General features: G+C 62.6%; 16 protein-coding genes. 9 read left to right on the forward strand and 7 right to left on the reverse strand.

The features are described from left to right. Nucleotides 1-191 precede the first annotated feature (191 nt). The 4 genes from ettA to NKH13_RS13375 all read left to right on the forward strand — a co-directional run bounded on the left by ettA (nucleotide 192) and on the right by NKH13_RS13375 (nucleotide 4,351). On the forward strand, nucleotides 192-1,841 hold the full coding sequence (gene ettA / locus NKH13_RS13360; RefSeq protein ID WP_352912740.1) for an energy-dependent translational throttle protein EttA: 1,650 nt from the start codon (nucleotides 192-194) through the stop codon (nucleotides 1,839-1,841). Nucleotides 1,842-1,886: 45 nt separating this feature from the next. Further along, on the forward strand, nucleotides 1,887-2,657 hold the full coding sequence (gene tam, locus NKH13_RS13365) for a trans-aconitate 2-methyltransferase (RefSeq protein ID WP_352912741.1): 771 nt from the start codon (nucleotides 1,887-1,889) through the stop codon (nucleotides 2,655-2,657). 117 nt (nucleotides 2,658-2,774) lie between these two features. Further along, a complete protein-coding gene (locus NKH13_RS13370) occupies nucleotides 2,775-3,110 on the forward strand; it encodes a hypothetical protein (protein WP_352912742.1) in 336 nt (111 codons plus the stop codon). 119 nt (nucleotides 3,111-3,229) lie between these two features. Then, nucleotides 3,230-4,351 (forward strand): beta-ketoacyl-ACP synthase III, encoded by a 1,122-nt coding sequence (locus tag NKH13_RS13375; protein WP_352578734.1) that lies wholly within the window; start codon nucleotides 3,230-3,232, stop codon nucleotides 4,349-4,351. On the opposite strand, the gene NKH13_RS13380 is transcribed toward NKH13_RS13375, so the two are convergent. Beyond that, nucleotides 4,352-4,918 (reverse strand): methyltransferase family protein, encoded by a 567-nt coding sequence (locus NKH13_RS13380; RefSeq protein WP_352912743.1) that lies wholly within the window; start codon nucleotides 4,916-4,918, stop codon nucleotides 4,352-4,354. It abuts the gene before it with no gap. Nucleotides 4,919-5,135: 217 nt separating this feature from the next. On the opposite strand from NKH13_RS13380, the gene NKH13_RS13385 reads away from it, so the two are divergent. Further along, nucleotides 5,136-5,753, forward strand: coding sequence for an MOSC domain-containing protein (locus NKH13_RS13385; RefSeq protein WP_352912744.1), 618 nt, complete (start codon nucleotides 5,136-5,138; stop codon nucleotides 5,751-5,753). Nucleotides 5,754-6,049: 296 nt separating this feature from the next. Here the strand turns inward: NKH13_RS13385 and NKH13_RS13390 are convergent, their stop codons facing one another. Further along, nucleotides 6,050-6,361: a DUF2293 domain-containing protein gene (locus NKH13_RS13390; protein ID WP_292659440.1), complete on the reverse strand. Its 312-nt coding sequence runs from the start codon at nucleotides 6,359-6,361 to the stop codon at nucleotides 6,050-6,052. Then, nucleotides 6,358-6,882, reverse strand: a complete 525-nt coding sequence (tsaA, locus tag NKH13_RS13395; protein ID WP_352912745.1) for a tRNA (N6-threonylcarbamoyladenosine(37)-N6)-methyltransferase TrmO — start codon at nucleotides 6,880-6,882, stop codon at nucleotides 6,358-6,360. The genes NKH13_RS13390 and tsaA overlap by 4 nt, the downstream gene beginning before the upstream one ends. Nucleotides 6,883-7,024: 142 nt before the next feature. On the opposite strand from tsaA, the gene NKH13_RS13400 reads away from it, so the two are divergent. Together NKH13_RS13400 and metF are read left to right on the forward strand one after the other, a co-directional pair. Next, nucleotides 7,025-8,047, forward strand: a complete 1,023-nt coding sequence (locus NKH13_RS13400; RefSeq protein WP_292659442.1) for an ArsR/SmtB family transcription factor — start codon at nucleotides 7,025-7,027, stop codon at nucleotides 8,045-8,047. Further along, the gene (gene metF, locus NKH13_RS13405; RefSeq protein WP_023676795.1) at nucleotides 8,047-8,964 is read left to right on the forward strand and encodes a methylenetetrahydrofolate reductase [NAD(P)H]; all 918 of its coding nucleotides are present in this window, start codon (nucleotides 8,047-8,049) and stop codon (nucleotides 8,962-8,964) included. Before NKH13_RS13400 ends, metF begins: the two co-directional genes overlap by 1 nt. A 453-nt stretch (nucleotides 8,965-9,417) precedes the next feature. Here the strand turns inward: metF and NKH13_RS13410 are convergent, their stop codons facing one another. Then, a complete protein-coding gene (locus NKH13_RS13410) occupies nucleotides 9,418-10,335 on the reverse strand; it encodes a DMT family transporter (protein WP_352912746.1) in 918 nt (305 codons plus the stop codon). Between the two features lie 224 nt (nucleotides 10,336-10,559). Here NKH13_RS13410 and NKH13_RS13415 point away from each other — a divergent pair, with 224 nt between their 5' ends. Further along, nucleotides 10,560-11,780: an alanine racemase gene (locus tag NKH13_RS13415; protein ID WP_023721223.1), complete on the forward strand. Its 1,221-nt coding sequence runs from the start codon at nucleotides 10,560-10,562 to the stop codon at nucleotides 11,778-11,780. Nucleotides 11,781-11,927: 147 nt separating this feature from the next. Here NKH13_RS13415 and NKH13_RS13420 read toward each other — a convergent pair whose 3' ends face one another. After that, nucleotides 11,928-12,659, reverse strand: coding sequence for an SDR family oxidoreductase (locus tag NKH13_RS13420; protein ID WP_352716845.1), 732 nt, complete (start codon nucleotides 12,657-12,659; stop codon nucleotides 11,928-11,930). A 123-nt stretch (nucleotides 12,660-12,782) separates the two neighbouring features. Between NKH13_RS13420 and NKH13_RS13425 the strand changes: the two genes are divergently transcribed. Beyond that, nucleotides 12,783-13,670, forward strand: coding sequence for a LysR family transcriptional regulator (locus NKH13_RS13425; protein WP_352912747.1), 888 nt, complete (start codon nucleotides 12,783-12,785; stop codon nucleotides 13,668-13,670). Nucleotides 13,671-13,798: 128 nt separating this feature from the next. Here NKH13_RS13425 and NKH13_RS13430 read toward each other — a convergent pair whose 3' ends face one another. Next, nucleotides 13,799-14,971: a lytic murein transglycosylase gene (locus NKH13_RS13430; protein WP_352912748.1), complete on the reverse strand. Its 1,173-nt coding sequence runs from the start codon at nucleotides 14,969-14,971 to the stop codon at nucleotides 13,799-13,801. A gap of 80 nt (nucleotides 14,972-15,051) precedes the next feature. Further along, nucleotides 15,052-15,849, reverse strand: a complete 798-nt coding sequence (locus tag NKH13_RS13435) for a glycoside hydrolase family 25 protein (RefSeq protein WP_352912749.1) — start codon at nucleotides 15,847-15,849, stop codon at nucleotides 15,052-15,054. Between the last annotated feature and the right edge of the window lie 232 nt (nucleotides 15,850-16,081).

A 16,081-nucleotide genomic window follows, 5' to 3' on the forward strand; every position in this document is an offset into this window, starting at 1 on the left:
ACTGTTTTGACGCGGAATGGTTAATGGGAGCTTTCGCAAGGGCGCCGGCACGAAATGAAGCGGCTAAGCGTTTGCGGGTGCGACCAAATCCGCTTGGGGCCAAAACTGTTTGCCGTTCGGGGCCGCATCGCTTACATAGCCCCCAACTTCCATTCAATCCGACATCAGTCGACTTTTCAGGGAAAGCGCGCGTGGCACGCCAGTTCATCTATCACATGGCCGGCCTCAACAAGGCCTACGGCACCAAGAAGGTGCTCGAGAACATTCATCTGTCCTTCTACCCGGACGCCAAGATCGGCATCCTCGGTCCCAACGGCGCCGGCAAGTCGACGATCCTCAAGATCATGGCCGGCATCGACAAGGAGTGGAGCGGCGAGGCGTGGCTGGCCGAAGGCGCGACCGTCGGTTACCTGGCGCAGGAGCCGGCACTCGATGCGAGCAAGACCGTGTTCGAGAACGTCATGGAAGGCGTCGCCGCCAAGACTGCCATCATCGAGCGCTACAACGAATTGATGATGAACTATTCCGACGAGACGGCCGACGAGTCGGCCAAACTCCAGGACGAGATGGACCGGCTCAACCTGTGGGATCTCGAACAGCAGGTCGAGATGGCGATGGAAGCGCTGGGCTGCCCGCCCAAGGACGCCGACGTCACCAAGCTGTCGGGCGGCGAGCGGCGCCGCGTCGCGCTCTGCCAGCTGCTGCTGCGCCAGCCCGACCTTCTGCTGCTCGACGAGCCGACCAACCATCTCGACGCCGAGACGACGGCGTGGCTGGAAAAGCATCTGCGCGCCTATCCGGGCGCGGTGATGATCATCACCCACGATCGCTACTTCCTCGACAATGTCACCGGATGGATCCTCGAGCTCGACCGCGGCCGCGGCATTCCCTATGAGGGCAACTACACCAAATATCTCGAAGCCAAGGCCAAGCGGCTCAAGCAGGAAGGCCGCGAGGACGATGCGCGCCAGCGGGCGATCGGCCGCGAGCGCGAGTGGATCCAGTCCAGCCCGAAGGCCCGACAGACCAAGTCGAAAGCGCGTATCCAGGCGTTCCAGGACCTGCTGGATGCCGCCGACAAGCGGCGTCCGAGCGACACGCAGATCGTCATTCCGCATGGCGAGCGGCTCGGTAATGTGGTGATCGAGGTCGAGGGCCTGTCGAAGGGCTTTGGCGACACGCTTTTGATCGACGATCTTGAATTCAAGCTGCCGCCGGGCGGCATCGTCGGCGTCATCGGCCCGAACGGCGCCGGCAAGACGACGCTGTTCCGCATGATCACCGGCCAGGAAAAGCCGGACGCCGGCACCATCCGCGTCGGCGAGACGGTCAAGCTCGGTTATGTCGATCAGAGCCGCGACGCACTCGACCCGACCAAGACCGTCTGGGAAGAGATCTCGGGCGGCGCCGAAGTGGTCAAGCTCGGCAAGTTCGAAGCCAACACCCGCGCCTATTGCGCATCGTTCAATTTCCGCGGCGGCGACCAGCAGCAGAAGGTCGGCAACCTATCCGGCGGCCAGCGCAACCGCGTGCATCTGGCCAAGATGCTGAAGACCGGCGGCAACGTGCTGCTGCTCGACGAACCGACGAACGATCTCGATACCGAAACGCTGGCCGCACTTGAAGACGCGCTCGAGAGCTTCGCCGGCTGCGCCGTCATCATCTCGCACGATCGCATGTTCCTCGATCGTCTGGCGACGCACATCCTCGCCTTCGAGGGCGACAGCCACGTCGAATGGTTCGAAGGCAATTTCGAGGATTACGAGCAGGACAAGATCCGCCGGCTTGGTCCGGATGCGGTCAACCCGCACAGGATGACGTATAAGCGGCTGACGCGGTAAGACATTTACAGGGCGGCGAATTCTCAAATGATCTGAGGAACCAAGATGGCCGATTGGTCCGCCGCCCTCTACCTGAAATTCGAGGATGAGCGCACCCGGCCGGCGCGCGATCTGGTCGCGCAGGTGCCGGTGCACGCACCGCGCCGGGTTGTCGACATCGGCTGCGGGCCGGGTAATTCGACCGAATTGCTGGTCGAGCGCTGGCCGCAGGCGCAGATCAGCGGCTTCGATACGTCGCCCGACATGATCGAGAAGGCGAAGGCCGGCCTGCCCGGCGTCACCTTTGCCTTGGCGGATGCGGCGACGTGGCAGCCGAACGAACCCGTCGACGTGATCTTCGCCAATGCGGTGTTTCAATGGCTGCCGGAGCATCCGGCGGTCTTCCAGCGGCTGATGGGATTTTTGGCGCCCGGCGGCGCGCTTGCCGTGCAGATGCCGGACAATATGGGCGAGCCATCGCACCGGCTGATGCGGGAGACCGCGGCCGAGATGCCGTTTGCCGAAAAGCTCGGCGACGCTGCCCGCGCGCCGCTGCCGCCGGTCGCGTTCTATTACGACCTTTTGTCGCCATTCGCGGATCGGCTCGATATCTGGCACACGATCTACAACCATCCGCTGACCGATGCCGAGGCGATCGTCGAATGGGTGAAGTCGACCGGGCTGAAGCCGTTCCTCGATCCGCTCGATCAAGACGAGCGACAACTTTTCCTGAAGCGCTACACGGACAGGATCAGCGAAGCCTATCCGAAAATGGCAAGCGGCAAGGTGTTGCTGCGCTTTCCCCGTGTCTTCATCGTGGCGCGGCGTTCTGCCTAGAAACTCTTAGCTACACCCAAAAACAGCCAGCAGCGGATGCTTGACCGGCTTTCGCCGTCATGCGCATCTCGCTGGGGAAGGGATAACGGCCCTTCATGGGCCATTGGGGGGTGGATGATGACACTGAAAAAGCTCATTTTCGGCGGCAGCATTTGTGCGGCCGCTGTGCTTGCCTTTTCGATATCGGCGGAGGCCAAGCGAGCGCGCTGCTTCACCAGCGACGACGGCTATTTCTCGTGCAGCTACCGGGCGCTGGACGATGCCGGCAGCTTTCGCATCTCGGCGCCGGGCTATCCGACTTACGTCCTGGAGATCGACGGGCCGGGTTTTGCCTATGGCTATGTCAATCTCGGCCGCCGCAACGTGCCGCTGCCCGGGCAATTCGTGCGCAGCAACGATGACGGTGCCTGCTGGAACAACCCGCAGACCAATACCAAGCTCTGCGCCTGGTAAAGACCTTCCAGGGACTTGATTTAAGCCGGCATAAACTGGCTAGGTGCAAAAGAGGTTGCGCCGAGCTTATTGCGGCGTCGACATGAAGCCGCAACGCCTGCGCACGGGACGAACTGGAAATGCATCGCGTCATCATCAGCGGCATCGGCGTTGAAATCCCCGAAGCTTCGATCACCAATGAGGAGCTCGTCGCCAGCTTCAACAGCTGGGTGGACATGGAGAACGTCCGCCGCGAGGTGTCGGGCGAGCCGCTCCTGCAGAAATCGGACAGTGCCTTCATCGTCCATGCCTCGGGCGTCCAGACCCGCCATGTCATCGAACGGGAGGGCATCCTCGACCCGACCCGCATGGCGCCGCGCTTCCCGGCCCGGCCCGACGATGCGCTGTCGCTGGAGGCCGAGTTCGGCATCGCCTCGGCCGGCAAGGCGCTCGATCATGCCGGGCTGAAGCCCGGGGATATCGACCTGGTGATCTGCTCGGCCTCGCACCATCAGCGGCCCTATCCGGCTATCGCCATCGAAATGCAGCAGGCGCTGGGCACGAAAGGCGCCGGCTTCGACATGGGGCTTGGCTGCTCTTCGGCGGCGGCGGCGTTGCACATTGCGGTCAATCTGGTGCGGGCAGGGGCGCACAAACGCGTGCTGGTGACGACGCCGGAGATCATCACCGGCCATCTCAATTTTCGCGACCGGCAGACGCATTTCATCTTCGGCGACGCTTCCGTGTCGATGATCGTCGAGGGGCTCGCCCAGGGCGAGAAGCGGCCGGGACGCTTCGAGGTGCTCGACACGCGCGCCTGGACGCAGATGTCGAACAGCATCCGTACCAATCTCGGCTATTATACCCGCGCCACCCAGGACGATCCGTACATGATCGATCTGGAAGGCAATCTGATCAAGCAGATCGGCAACAAGGTGTTCAAGGAAGTCACCGTCGCCGGCCACAAGTTCATTGTCGAGTTCCTGGCCGAACACGGGCTGACTCCGCAAGCGATCCGGCGCTTCTGGCTGCATCAGGCCAATGCGCGGATGAACGCCATGATCCTGAAACTGTCGTTCGGCCATGACGTCGACCATGACCGCGCGCCGATGGTGCTGGAGCGCCTCGGCAACACGGCTGCCGCCGGTGCCATCATCGCCCTGTCGGAGAACCATGCCGATATGAAAGCCGGCGACTACGGCCTGCTCTGCGCCTTCGGCGCCGGCTACTCGATCGGCGGCGCGCTGTTGCGCATGCTCTGACTATTTCCGCGCGAACGGAACCAGCATCGGAACGCGCCTGGCATAGTCGTCGTAAGCGCTACCCAGTTCGCCGCGCAGAAAACGCTCCTCCAGCCTTGCCTTCATGACGATGCCGGCAGTGAGAAGAATGGCGCCGGCAACGCCCCAGACGGTGCCTTTCGCCGCCATGGTGGCGAGGATCGCCAGAAGCAGCCCGGTGTAGATCGGGTGGCGAACCAGCCGGTAGGGACCGGTGTCGATGACGCGGTGCTCTGCCTTGGCGGTGACCGTGCCCGACCACAGGCGGCCGAGATGCAGCCGCGCCCACCAGGCAAATGCCAGGCCTGCAGCAATCAGCGCGACGCAGATCCACGCTTCGGCAAGGTTCGGCGTCCAAAGCCTCAGCGGGCCGGCATAACCGTGCGCCGGGATGAAGAGCAGGATCGTGCCGACCACCAGCACCGCCCGGTAGGGCAGTTCGGCCTCGAAGCCGGCGCGTTTTTCGGCCCGGTCGGCCCAGAAGGCGGCCGCGGCCCATGAGACAACCCAGAGTAGCCAGAGCTGCGCGATTGCCGATGCGGGATGCATGATAACCTCCGCATAACCTCCGCGGGCTTAACCTGACCGATATTATCAACCGATGCAGCGCGGCAGCAATGCGGCACGCTTTTGCATGGGGCTGATTCAACCGGGAAGCTGGTGGTGCCGACCCGTATCAGCCGTCTTGATTGGAGCATCAACGCTTTCGACTGGACCCTATGAATCGACTTCGGCTAACTGCATCCGGTCGCTAGGAATGAAACCAATGCCGGATCTGTTTCCCGCAACCGGAAATCCGGTCGAGATCGTGCCGGCGCGAAAACTCGCCGCCAGGGTGGCGGCGCTCTATCTCGCACCATTCGATCGTTTTGAGACACGAGCGGTGGATGCGCTGCAACTCGGTTTCGACGGCATCGAGGGCGATTTCCGCGCCGGCACGACGCGGCGCTCCGGCGGGCGGGAACCCTGGTATCCGCGCGGCACCGAGATGCGCAACGAGCGGCAATTGTCGATCGTCGCGGCGGACGAACTGGCAATCGTTGCCGAACGGATTGGCATTACCGAGATCAAGCCGGAATGGATCGGCGCCAATCTCCTGATCGAAGGCCTGCCGCGCCTCTCCATGCTGCCGTCTGGCACGCTGCTGTTCTTCAAAGGCGGCGCTGCCGTCAAGATCGACGCGCAGAATGGGCCTTGCCGCATCGCAGGGCGATCCGTCGCCGAAAATGCCGGGATGGCCGATCATGACGGCGGCGCGCTGCTGTTCCCGAAGGCGGCGAAGCGCTTGCGCGGGCTCGTAGCCTGGGTCGAGAAGCCCGGCACGATCACGGCCGGCGAGGAGATATCGGTGCGCGTGCCGGAGCAGTGGATTTACCGGGCCTAGTTGTTTTCCAGGCAAGGCGACTTTGCCGGTCACGGCGTATTTTGTTCTTGCTTTGTGCCGGCAGCTATGCTATTAATTTTGGTGCTGATTCGCACCGACGACCCGCCCACCGAGGCGGGTTTTTTGTTTTGAGGTTTCGAAGGTTCCGATGTTGCCGACGTGAGGTTGGCGGGACAGCGCCCCTCTCTGTCCTGCCGGACATCTCCCCCACTTGGGGGGAGATTGGCCGTCACGTCTCGATTTCGCTAATCACAACGGTGAAGAGCGCAGAACTCGACGCGTGTGCTTGCCATCCTCTACGCCTCATCCTCATCGTCGAGCAAACGGGTGGCGCGCCAGCGGGTCAGCACGATGTTGGTTTGCTCGATGACGAAGAACCGCGCGGAATCGCGGTCATAGCCTTCGGCGAGCAGTTTTTCGTAGTCGGTGTGGGCGTGGCGAATATGCGCAATCGTCGCCAGCCACACGGCAATGCTCGGCGGCAAGCTCTTCATGTGCACGGCGCCGGCATCGGCACGGATCTTTTCCATGTCGGCATAAGGCGCCAGCGGCAGAAGCGCTGTCAGCGCCTTGGCGATGGCGCGGCGGCGGCCGGTCGGGGCGCTCACTGCTCGTCCGATCTGGACGACTCGTTCCGCCCAGCCATGGTCGCCTCGGCGAAAGCATCGGTCGAGGCGAAATAGGGCTTGATGTCGATGACCGGCGTGCCGTCGAGCACGTCGATGGCGTCAAGCTCGACACGGCCGGTGTCGATGTCGAGTGCGACGAGCTTGGCAATATGCAGTCCGACAGGATTCGGCCGGGCAGGGGAGCGTAGCGAAAAGACGCCTTTCGGCTCCGTGGCATGGCGGGGTTTCTGGACAATCAGTTGCCGCGGCGCATGGTGCAGCCAAGACAGGATGACGACGTGGCTGGCACGTTCCAGCCCAAGCAGGCCGTCCCGATAGAGCGGATCGATCGTGAGAACCGCCGGCTGTCCCGTCTCCCGCGCTGCCTTCATGTTCTTGGGGCAGGTCTCCCGCGTGACCCAAGGCGAAGCGATGCGGCCGATGAAGACGACATGGCCATCCGGCGGCATCGTTGCCGGGTCGGTTTCCAGAAGCTTTTCGCCGCTGCGCGTTTCGAACATGGGTCTCGCCTCGATCATGCTTGCGGCCTTGCGCGGTCCGCCACGCATGCGTCATTTTCTTGTCCGGAAGCGACATAGCGCTTGCAAGCCTATCAAAACCGACATAAACATATGTTTATATCTTTTCAAAGAGAATGCTCGCATGCATGTCGCTCTCGACACGATGGTAGATACATTGAAGGCGGCTGCCGAATCCAGCCGGCTGCGTATATTGGCGCTGCTGTCGCGCGGCGATCTGACCGTGTCCGATCTCACCGAAATCCTCGGCCAATCGCAGCCGCGCGTCTCGCGCCATTTGAAATTGCTGCTGGAGGCAGGGCTGATCGGCCGCTACCAGGAGGGCTCGTGGGCGTTCTTCCGGCTATCGGATTCCGACTCCTCGCGCGATTTCGTGCTCAGGCTGGTTTCCGGCATCCGCGGCGCCGATCCGCAGGTCGAGCGTGATCTCGAACGGCTGGCCGCGGTCAAGCGCAAGCGGCAGGACCGGGCTGCCGAATATTTCTCGGTAAACGCCGCAAGCTGGGACCACATCCGCTCGCTGCATGTGCCGGACCGCGCGGTCGAAGCAGCCCTCATCAAGCTCGTCGGCAAGCGGCCGTTCCAGTCGATGCTCGATCTCGGCACCGGCACCGGACGGCTGCTCGAGATCTTTTCGCCGCTCTATCGGCGCGGTGTCGGCATCGACATGTCGCGCGAGATGCTGACGGTGGCGCGCGCCAATCTCGACAAGGCCGGCGTTTCGAATGCGCAGGTGCGGCAGGGCGACATTTTTGCGCCGCCGGTCGAACGCGACGCCTTCGATCTCGTTACCATCCATCAGGTGCTGCATTATCTCGACGATCCTGCCCGTGCCATCCGCGAGGCGGCTCGTCTGTTGCGCCCGGCCGGCCGGCTGGTGATCGTCGATTTCGCGCCGCACACGCTGGAGTTCTTGCGCGAGGAGCACGCGCATATGCGCCTCGGCTTTTCCGACCGGCAAATTGGCGACTGGTTTTCCGAGGCCGGCCTCGACCTCGAGGACAGCCAGGAATTCGAGCCGCGCGGCGGCAACGAGGCCAAGCTCACCGTCAAACTCTGGCTCGGCCGCGATCGGCGGATGCTGATTGCCGAGCCTTCCAACGACAGACAACCGGCCAATGCGTATCCGATAGGGGAAACAGCCTGATGAACCAGTTCCGCTTCTCCCGCCGCCCCGACATCGGCGACAAGGTCAGGGTTTCATTCGAGTTCTTTCCTCCGAAAAACGATGAGATGGAAGCAAGGCTGTGGGACACGGTCACCCGGCTGGAGCCGCTCAAGCCGAAATTCGTCTCCGTCACCTATGGCGCCGGTGGTTCGACCCGCGAGCGCACGGCCCGCACCGTCAAGCGTATCCTTAATGAAACGACGCTGACACCGGCGGCGCACATGACTTGCGTCGATGCGGCGCGTCACGAGGTCGATGCGGTGATCCGGGAATTCGCCGACATGGGCGTCAAGCGTTTCGTCGCCCTGCGCGGCGATCCGGCCGAGGGCGTCGGCGCGGCCTACCGGCCGCATCCGGAAGGCTATGCCAATGGCGCCGAACTGGTCGATGCGCTGAAGGGCGCCGGCGATTTCGACATATCGGTCTCGGCCTATCCGGAAAAACATCCGGAAAGCCCGGATTTCGCCACCGACTTCGACATGCTGAAGCGCAAGGCGGACAACGGAGCGACGCGGGCGATCACCCAGTTCTTCTTCGACAACGACCTTTATGAACGCTATGTCGAGCGGGCACGGCGGGCCGGCATCTACATACCGATCGTGCCTGGCATATTGCCGGTGCACAATTTCACGCAGGTCGCCAACTTCTCGGCGCGTTGCGGCGCCTTGGTGCCGGCATGGCTGGCCGAGCGCTTCGATGGGCTGCAGAACGACCCGCAAACGCATGCGCTGGTGGCGTCTGCCGTGGCCGCCGAGCAGGTGCTGGACCTTGTCGAGCGCGGCGTCGGCGATTTCCACTTCTACACGATGAACCGGGCCGATCTGGTCTTTGCCATCTGCCACATGATCGGCATCAGGTCGCACGAAGTCGAGGCGGCTGGATCCGCCGCGGCGTAAAGCGGCAAAGCCCCTTTTTGAAATGTCAAAGATCGGGGGAATGCAAAAGGCCGGGCAAAATGCCCGGCCTTTTCAATGGTTTGGAGTATTCGGTGCTGGTCTTCCCCCGCTCAGCGGCCTTATGGAAGGACGCCCATAATGAGGGCGCCGATGAATGCAAACGCAGCACAAATCATCAATGCGTTGATCGGCCTCGTCAGTCCCATGTCATAGCCTCCTCTTAAAGAGCTATGGCGAGAGTCTAGGGTCATTTGTGCCACAGGCAAGGAGAAACTTTGCTGCAATGCGACGAAATTGTGGAATTTGCGACCTGCCGTTTGCCGTTAGGCATTGAAACTCTTTGTCAAAAGCCGGCTCGGGACCTGTGAATAATTTGTGGCAAAGCCGGGGCATGGCAGCGCTACCGTTGGCCGAAATCGAATCGATTTCGAGCTGACATTTTGGGAACATGCATTAACGCCGCCCGAACAGGCGACCGTCGATGGTGACGAGGCCAAGCGCAATCAGCGCCATGCCGCCCAATTCGAACAGTTCGAGCCGCTCGCCCAGGAACAGGAAGCCGAGCAGGATGGCACTGGCCGGCACGATGAGCGTGACCAGCGAGGCGTTGGTGGCGCCGGCCGAGGCGACAAGGTTGAAATAGAGGATATAGGCGAAGGCGGTCGACAGCAGCGCCAGCGCCAGCACCGCCGCCCACACCGGCGGCGAGGCCGAAAACAGATTGGCGGTCCCGTAGGTGAACAGAACGACCGGGATCATGATGATGGTCGAGCAAGTCAATTGGCCGGTGGCAATGACCGGTGACGGCACACCCTTGAAGCGGCGGGCGATCATCAGCGCCACCGCATAGGAGACCGAGGCACCGATCAGCGCGAATTTCGCCCAGACCGGGCCGCCGAGCCCGGCGACGAGGCCGGGACCGATCATCACCGCCGTTCCCGCGATACCGAGGGCGATGCCAGCAAGCTTGTTCCATGACAGCTTTTCGTCGCTGGTCAGGGCGTTGGCGAGGATCAGCGTCCAGAACGGCGTCGTCGAATTGAGCACCGAGGCGACGCCGGCGCCAAGCTCGGTCTGGCCGGCAAAGATCAGCGAGAAAGGGATGACATTGTTGGCGAGCGCCAGCAGGAAGAACAGGCCGGCATGCGGCAAAGCGAGGCGAAAGGACGGGCCGCGAACCGCAAGATAGAGCTGAAGTGCCGCCGCCGCGATGGTGACGCGGAACAGCACCAGCACCAGCGGCGGAAGTTCCGCCACCGCAATGCGGGCAAAGAAGAACGAACCGCCCCAGATGGCGCCGAGCAGCAGAAGCTGCGCCCAGTCTTTGAGCACCATCGGCCCGCGCATTGTGGTGGTGGCAGCCATCGCCATTGATCGTCCTCCCAGACGAGATGCCTTGCTCTTCAGGCGTCTGTTCACGCCATACCCGATCCGGCCGCAAGGGCCACCCGAAACCTGAGCGATGGCCTAGCTCGCCCATAACCGGCGTACAGAAAGGCGTAGCGCCGCGAAGCCGGGGCGGCGAGACATAGAATTGTTTTCATTAGCCGCTAGCTTGGATTAATTGTGCGCAGCCTCAGTCAAGGGATTCGTCCATGCAGCGATTCGAAAATGCCCGCGAGGCAGCGCTGGCGCTGCGCCCGGACGATCCGATCTATTGCTTCCGCCCGCAGGTGCTGAAGGCGGATGCCAAACAGTTCATGGGCATGTTTCCCGGCAAGACCGCCTATGCGGTCAAGACCAATGGCGAGCAGATCGTGCTCAACGCACTGGTCGAGGCCGGCGTCAGCGCCTTCGATGTGGCCTCGCCCGGCGAATTCGCTGCCGTGCGCGCCGTCTCGCCGGACGCCGAGATGCTCTACATGCACCCGGTCAAGGCGCAGTCGGACATCAGGCTGGCGCTGGAAAAGTACGCCATTCGCGTCATTTCGCTCGACCATGAGGACGAAATCACCAAGCTGACCAGGGTGGTGCGGGCGCTCGACATCGATCCGGGCGCGATCACCGTGTTCGTGCGCATCCAGACGAAAGGCTCGGCGGCCTACGAACTGTCGAAGAAGTTCGGCGCCGGACCGGCCAATGCGGTGGAACTCGCCGAACGGCTGAACCGGACCGGCTACAAGGTCGGGCTGTGCTTTCATGTCGGCAGCCAGATCGAGGATCCCGACACCTATGAGCGGGCGCTGGCCTCCGCCGACTGGGTGCGCAACCGCGTCGGTTTCGACATTGCCGGGCTCGATGTCGGCGGCGGCTTTCCGGCCGAATATGGCCATGACCCGAACAGCCGCAAACCGGAAATGCCGTCGCTCGGCCAGATCATGTCGCGGTTATCGGGCGACCTCCAGGAGTACCAGTTCGACCAGATGCCGCTGGTGGCCGAGCCCGGCCGGGTGATCGTGGCGCGCTGCCTGTCGCTGATCGTGCGCGTGCTGCTGCGCAAGGGCAAAAGGCTCTACATCAATGACGGCATCTGGGCGTCGCTGTCGGATTCCTGGACCGGCAAGATCACGCTGCCGGCACGCTTCATCCCCGATCCCGCGATCCGCTCGCGCAATGGCGAGGACAAGACCATCGTGCCATTCAAGGTCTGCGGCGCGACCTGCGATTCCGTCGATATATTGTCGCGGCCGTTCTGGCTGCCCGAAACCGTCGATACCGGCGACTGGATCGAGATCGGCCACATCGGCGCCTATTCGCTGTCGCTCCGGACACGGTTCAACGGCTTCTATCCCGACACCTTCGTCGAGGTAGCAACGCCATTCGACGAAGGCGATGCGCCGCAGGGGTTTGCCAGCCTGGAGACGATGGCGGATTAGTTGATGGTGAATAGCGAATAGTGAATAGTGAATAGTGAATAGTGACTGGAAGTAGTTCTTGCGTTCCGTCCGCTTCGGTGAATTGTCACCATTCACCATTCACCATTCACCATTCACCATTCACCATTCACCATTCGGCCCGCGTAGTCAGGCTACTCCGCCGCCGGCCTGGATGTTCTCGCCGGTCAGCCAGCGAGCCTCGTCGGAAGCCAGGAAAACCGCGACATCGGCGACGTCGCGCGGTGCTCCGATCCGGCCGAAGGGCGACATGCCGGCGGCCACGGCCCGGTCCCGCTCCGGAAGCAGGTCGGTGTCGGTGAAGCCCGGTGAAAGCGCATTCACGGTAACGGCACGCGGGCCGAGTTCGCGCGAGAGGACGCGGACGAACTGCTCGACGGCTCCCTTGCTGCCGAGATAAAGCGCCGTCTGCGTGAAGAACATCCTGGTTCCACCGGTGGAGACGGCAATGATGCGGCCACCGTCGCGAACGCGGCGCGCCGCTTCCTGAAGCGTGAAGAAGGTGCCCTTGGCATTGGCGCCGAAGACGTGATCGAAGTCCGCTTCGGTGGCCTCGACGAGCGGCTTTATGACGGCGACACCGACATTGGCGACGACGATGTCAATCGGCCCCATCTGCCGTTCGGTTTCGTCGAACAACTTGCGAATGTGGAGGATGCTGGAGACGTCCGCTTGGATGGCGACGGCTTTTCCGCCATTCCCTTCAATGGCGGCAACGACTTCCCTGGCTGCCTTCTCGTTGCCGACATAGTTGACGACCACGGCAGCACCCTTGGCCGCGAACCCCTCCGCGATGGCGCGTCCGATGCCGCGCGAGCTACCGGTCACAAGTGCGGTTTTGCCTTCAAGTGGACGATGCATGGCTGTTCCTTCGTCTGACTACGGTCGCCTCGATCGAGCGGCGTTCCGGGGAAAAGCTAGGAGCATGCTATTGCTCAGAGAATAGCCTATTATCTAACTGACTTGTTAAGCCTGAGGTACATAATGCGAGGAAGCGAGTTTTCCGAACTCACGGCATTTGCAACAATTATCGAAGAGGGCAGCTTTGTCCGCGCCGCGGGCAAGCTCAGGATTTCGCCTCCAGCACTCAGCCAGACGATACGCGGGCTGGAAGAGCGTCTCGGTGTCCGCCTGCTCAACCGCACAACGCGCAGCATGTCGCCGACCGCTGAGGGCGAGAAGCTGTTTGCCCGCATCGCATCGGCATTCAGCGAACTGGAAGGGGCCGTCGCGGACGCTCATGCATCACGCGGCCGGCCAGCAGGCTCGCTGCGCATCAATGTTCCGCGCATCGCCGCCACGCGTTTCATCGCGCCGATCCTCGGCGATTTCCGCCGCGCCTATCCCGATATCGCCCTCACAATCATTGTCGACGACATGCTCACCGACATCGTCGAGGGCCGCTTCGATGCCGGAATCAGACTGGGTGAGCGGCTGCACAAGGATATGGTGGCGGTGAAGCTCAGCGAGGAGCTCGAGATGGCTGCAGTGGCGGCGCCGAACTATCTGGAGCATCACCCGATACCCCGTCACCCCGCGGACCTGCATCAGCACCAGTGCATCAATTTCCAGTGGCCGAGCGGCGGCAATCTCTACCGCTGGGAGTTCGCCCGAGGCCAACGTGCCCTGGAAGTGGCCGTCAGCGGCGGCCTGACGGTCAACGATACGGACCTGATGATCGGGGCGGTTCTGGATGGGGTCGGCGTGGCTTACATGCTGGAATACCAGGTCCGGCCGTGGATCGAAGCGGGAAAGCTAATCCGTGTTCTCGAAGCCTGGTCGCCGAGATTTCCGGGTTTTTATCTATATCACGCAAGTTCCCGGCAGGTTCCCGCGCCGCTGCGAGCCTTTATCGATTTCCTGCTTGCCTAGCAGTGATGTGAAAATAGTGAATAGTGAATAGTGAATAGTGAATAGTGAATAGTAGTAGCTCTGGTGTTCAGTGCGGCTCCGGTGCTATTCCATTTACAATTCACAATTCACAATTCACAATTCACCATTCACAGTCTCGCCAGCAGCTCGAGCGTCGGCCAGCCGTCGACCGGCAGGCCCAGCCGCATCTGCTCCTTGCGGATCGCTTCGCGGGTGTTGGTGCCTAGAATGCCGTCGACGGTGCCGACGTCATAGCCTTTCGCCTCGAGCTTGGTCTGTAGCGCCTTCATCTGGTCGCCGTTGAGGCCGGGTTCGGGGTTGCGCGGATCGAATCGCGGCGCGCCCCCCAGCCGGGCGGCAAGATTTGCCGCGGTCAGGGCATAGGTGAAGGATTGGTTCCACTCGAGATAGACGTCGAAATTGTCGTAGGTGAGGAAGGCTGGCCCGTTGCGACCCATGGGCAGCGCCAGGCCGGCCTTGAGGCCGTTGTCGAGAAGCGGCGTGCCGTCGGGCCTGGTAACGCCCCACTGGGTCCATTGCGTCAACGGCAGCTTGTTGGTGCGCCCCGTTTGCTCCCACGGCAAATCGTCGGGAACACGGACTTCCTCGATCCAGGGCTGGTCGCGCTTCCAGCCACGCGACTGGATCTTGCTGGCCGTGCTCATGATCACGTCCGGCGCGCTGCCGCGCAGGTCGACCAGGCCATTGCCGTCGCCGTCGACGCCGTGACCGAGATAGTCGGAAGGCAACATCTGCGTCTGGCCGATCTCGCCGGCCCAGGCACCGGTCACGTCGGCCGGCACCACGCCGCGATCGATCAGCATCAGCAGCGGCACGATCTGCGGCCGGAACAACTGCGGGCGGCGGCAGTCATGCGAGAGGCTGACCAGTGCGTTCAGTGTGTGGAAATCGCCTTGCACGGCGCCAAAATCGGTTTCCAGGGCCCAGAAAGCGGCGATGACCGGCGCCTGCACGCCGAATTCGCGATCGGCGCGGGCAAAGATCTCGGCATACTTTTGCAGGTTGGCCGCACCTTGCTTCAGCCGATGCGACGAGATCATGCGGTTCGAGAATTCGATGAAGGTCTGGGTGAAGACGCCCTGGGCGCGGTCGCGTGCCAATGCCTTCTCATCGAGGGTGGCGTTTTCCAGCGCATCAAGGCCGGCAGCGCCGACGCCCGCCGCCCTGGCCTCCGCCGCCACGCCCTGCTTCCATGCCTCGAAATCGCCGCCGCATTGCTGTGCCGCGGCCGGCACGGCGGTCAGGAGCAGCGCCGCGAGAAATCCAAAGCGCGATCGCATCGCCATCCTTCCGAGAAGATTACCAGCGGTTGCGGGCATTCGTCATTGGCTGTGTCGAAAAGCAGGCGGCAGGCCTGGTGTCAACGGGTGTTCTGCCGCAACCACTCCTTCCACGCGGCTTCGGAGCCGTTGAAGACGTTGATGTCGGCGTTTCCGGCCATGCCCGGCACGACGCCCGTTCCGGTATACTGCCAGAAGGTGAAGGGATGGCTGCCGTATTTCTGGCGCGGATGCCCGGCGACGGAGCGCAGCCAGTAGGGGTAGCCGGGGAAGCCCGATAAACCATTATCTTCGAAGAAGTCGACCGACGTATAGATGATCGGCTTCTTGCCGTAGTGTTTTTCGACGATTTCGAGGAATGTGCTCATCTCGCTGCGTACCGTGGCGGGATCGGGCCGCAGCTTGCAGGTCGGCGATTTCGGGTTCCATTCCATGTCGAGAACCGGCGGCATCGCCGAACCGTCTTTGGGCACGTTCTGGATGAACCAGCGCGCCTGGGTAGCGGCGGGCGTGCAAAAGTAGAAGAAATGATAGGCGGCGCGGGGGACGCCTGAGGCCTTGGTGCGGCTCCAATGCTCGTTGAAAGCTTCATCGAACCGGTCTCCGCCTTCGGTTGCCTTGATGAAGGCGAAAGAGATGCCGCTGGCCCTGGCCGCCGGCCAGTCGATCGAGGTCTGGTATTTGGAGACGTCGGTGCCGTGGACGGCATAGCTCCACGGTGCGCCGCTGTCCCATTCATGCGGGTCGGAATCGGCAAAACGCGGCGCGCGTACCGCAACCGTCGGGGCGCTGGATGACGACAGCGATGGCGTCAGATCCTCGACCGTCGAGCAGGCACCAAGCAGCATCAGCGTGATGAGGACCGCGAAACGGCGCATCGCTACTTCCCGAGCCGGTTTCAGCCGGCCGCTGATGGGTCTTTCCGCGGGTGGCCCCTCGACCGGGCGCGGCGTGTCTGAAACCGACTTACGCGATGCGCCTTGATCTTCGTTTCATGCGTTCCCAAACCGTTGCGCGGTTTTGGGACGCACGCATTCAAGCCCCGCCGGACGGTCACCCCACAGGATCGCCCGGTCTGTCCCAAGCGCGTCGCTTCGACGCGCTTAGATC

Origin of the sequence: Mesorhizobium sp. M1348, assembly GCF_040317925.1 — a bacterium.
Lineage (GTDB): Bacteria > Pseudomonadota > Alphaproteobacteria > Rhizobiales > Rhizobiaceae > Mesorhizobium.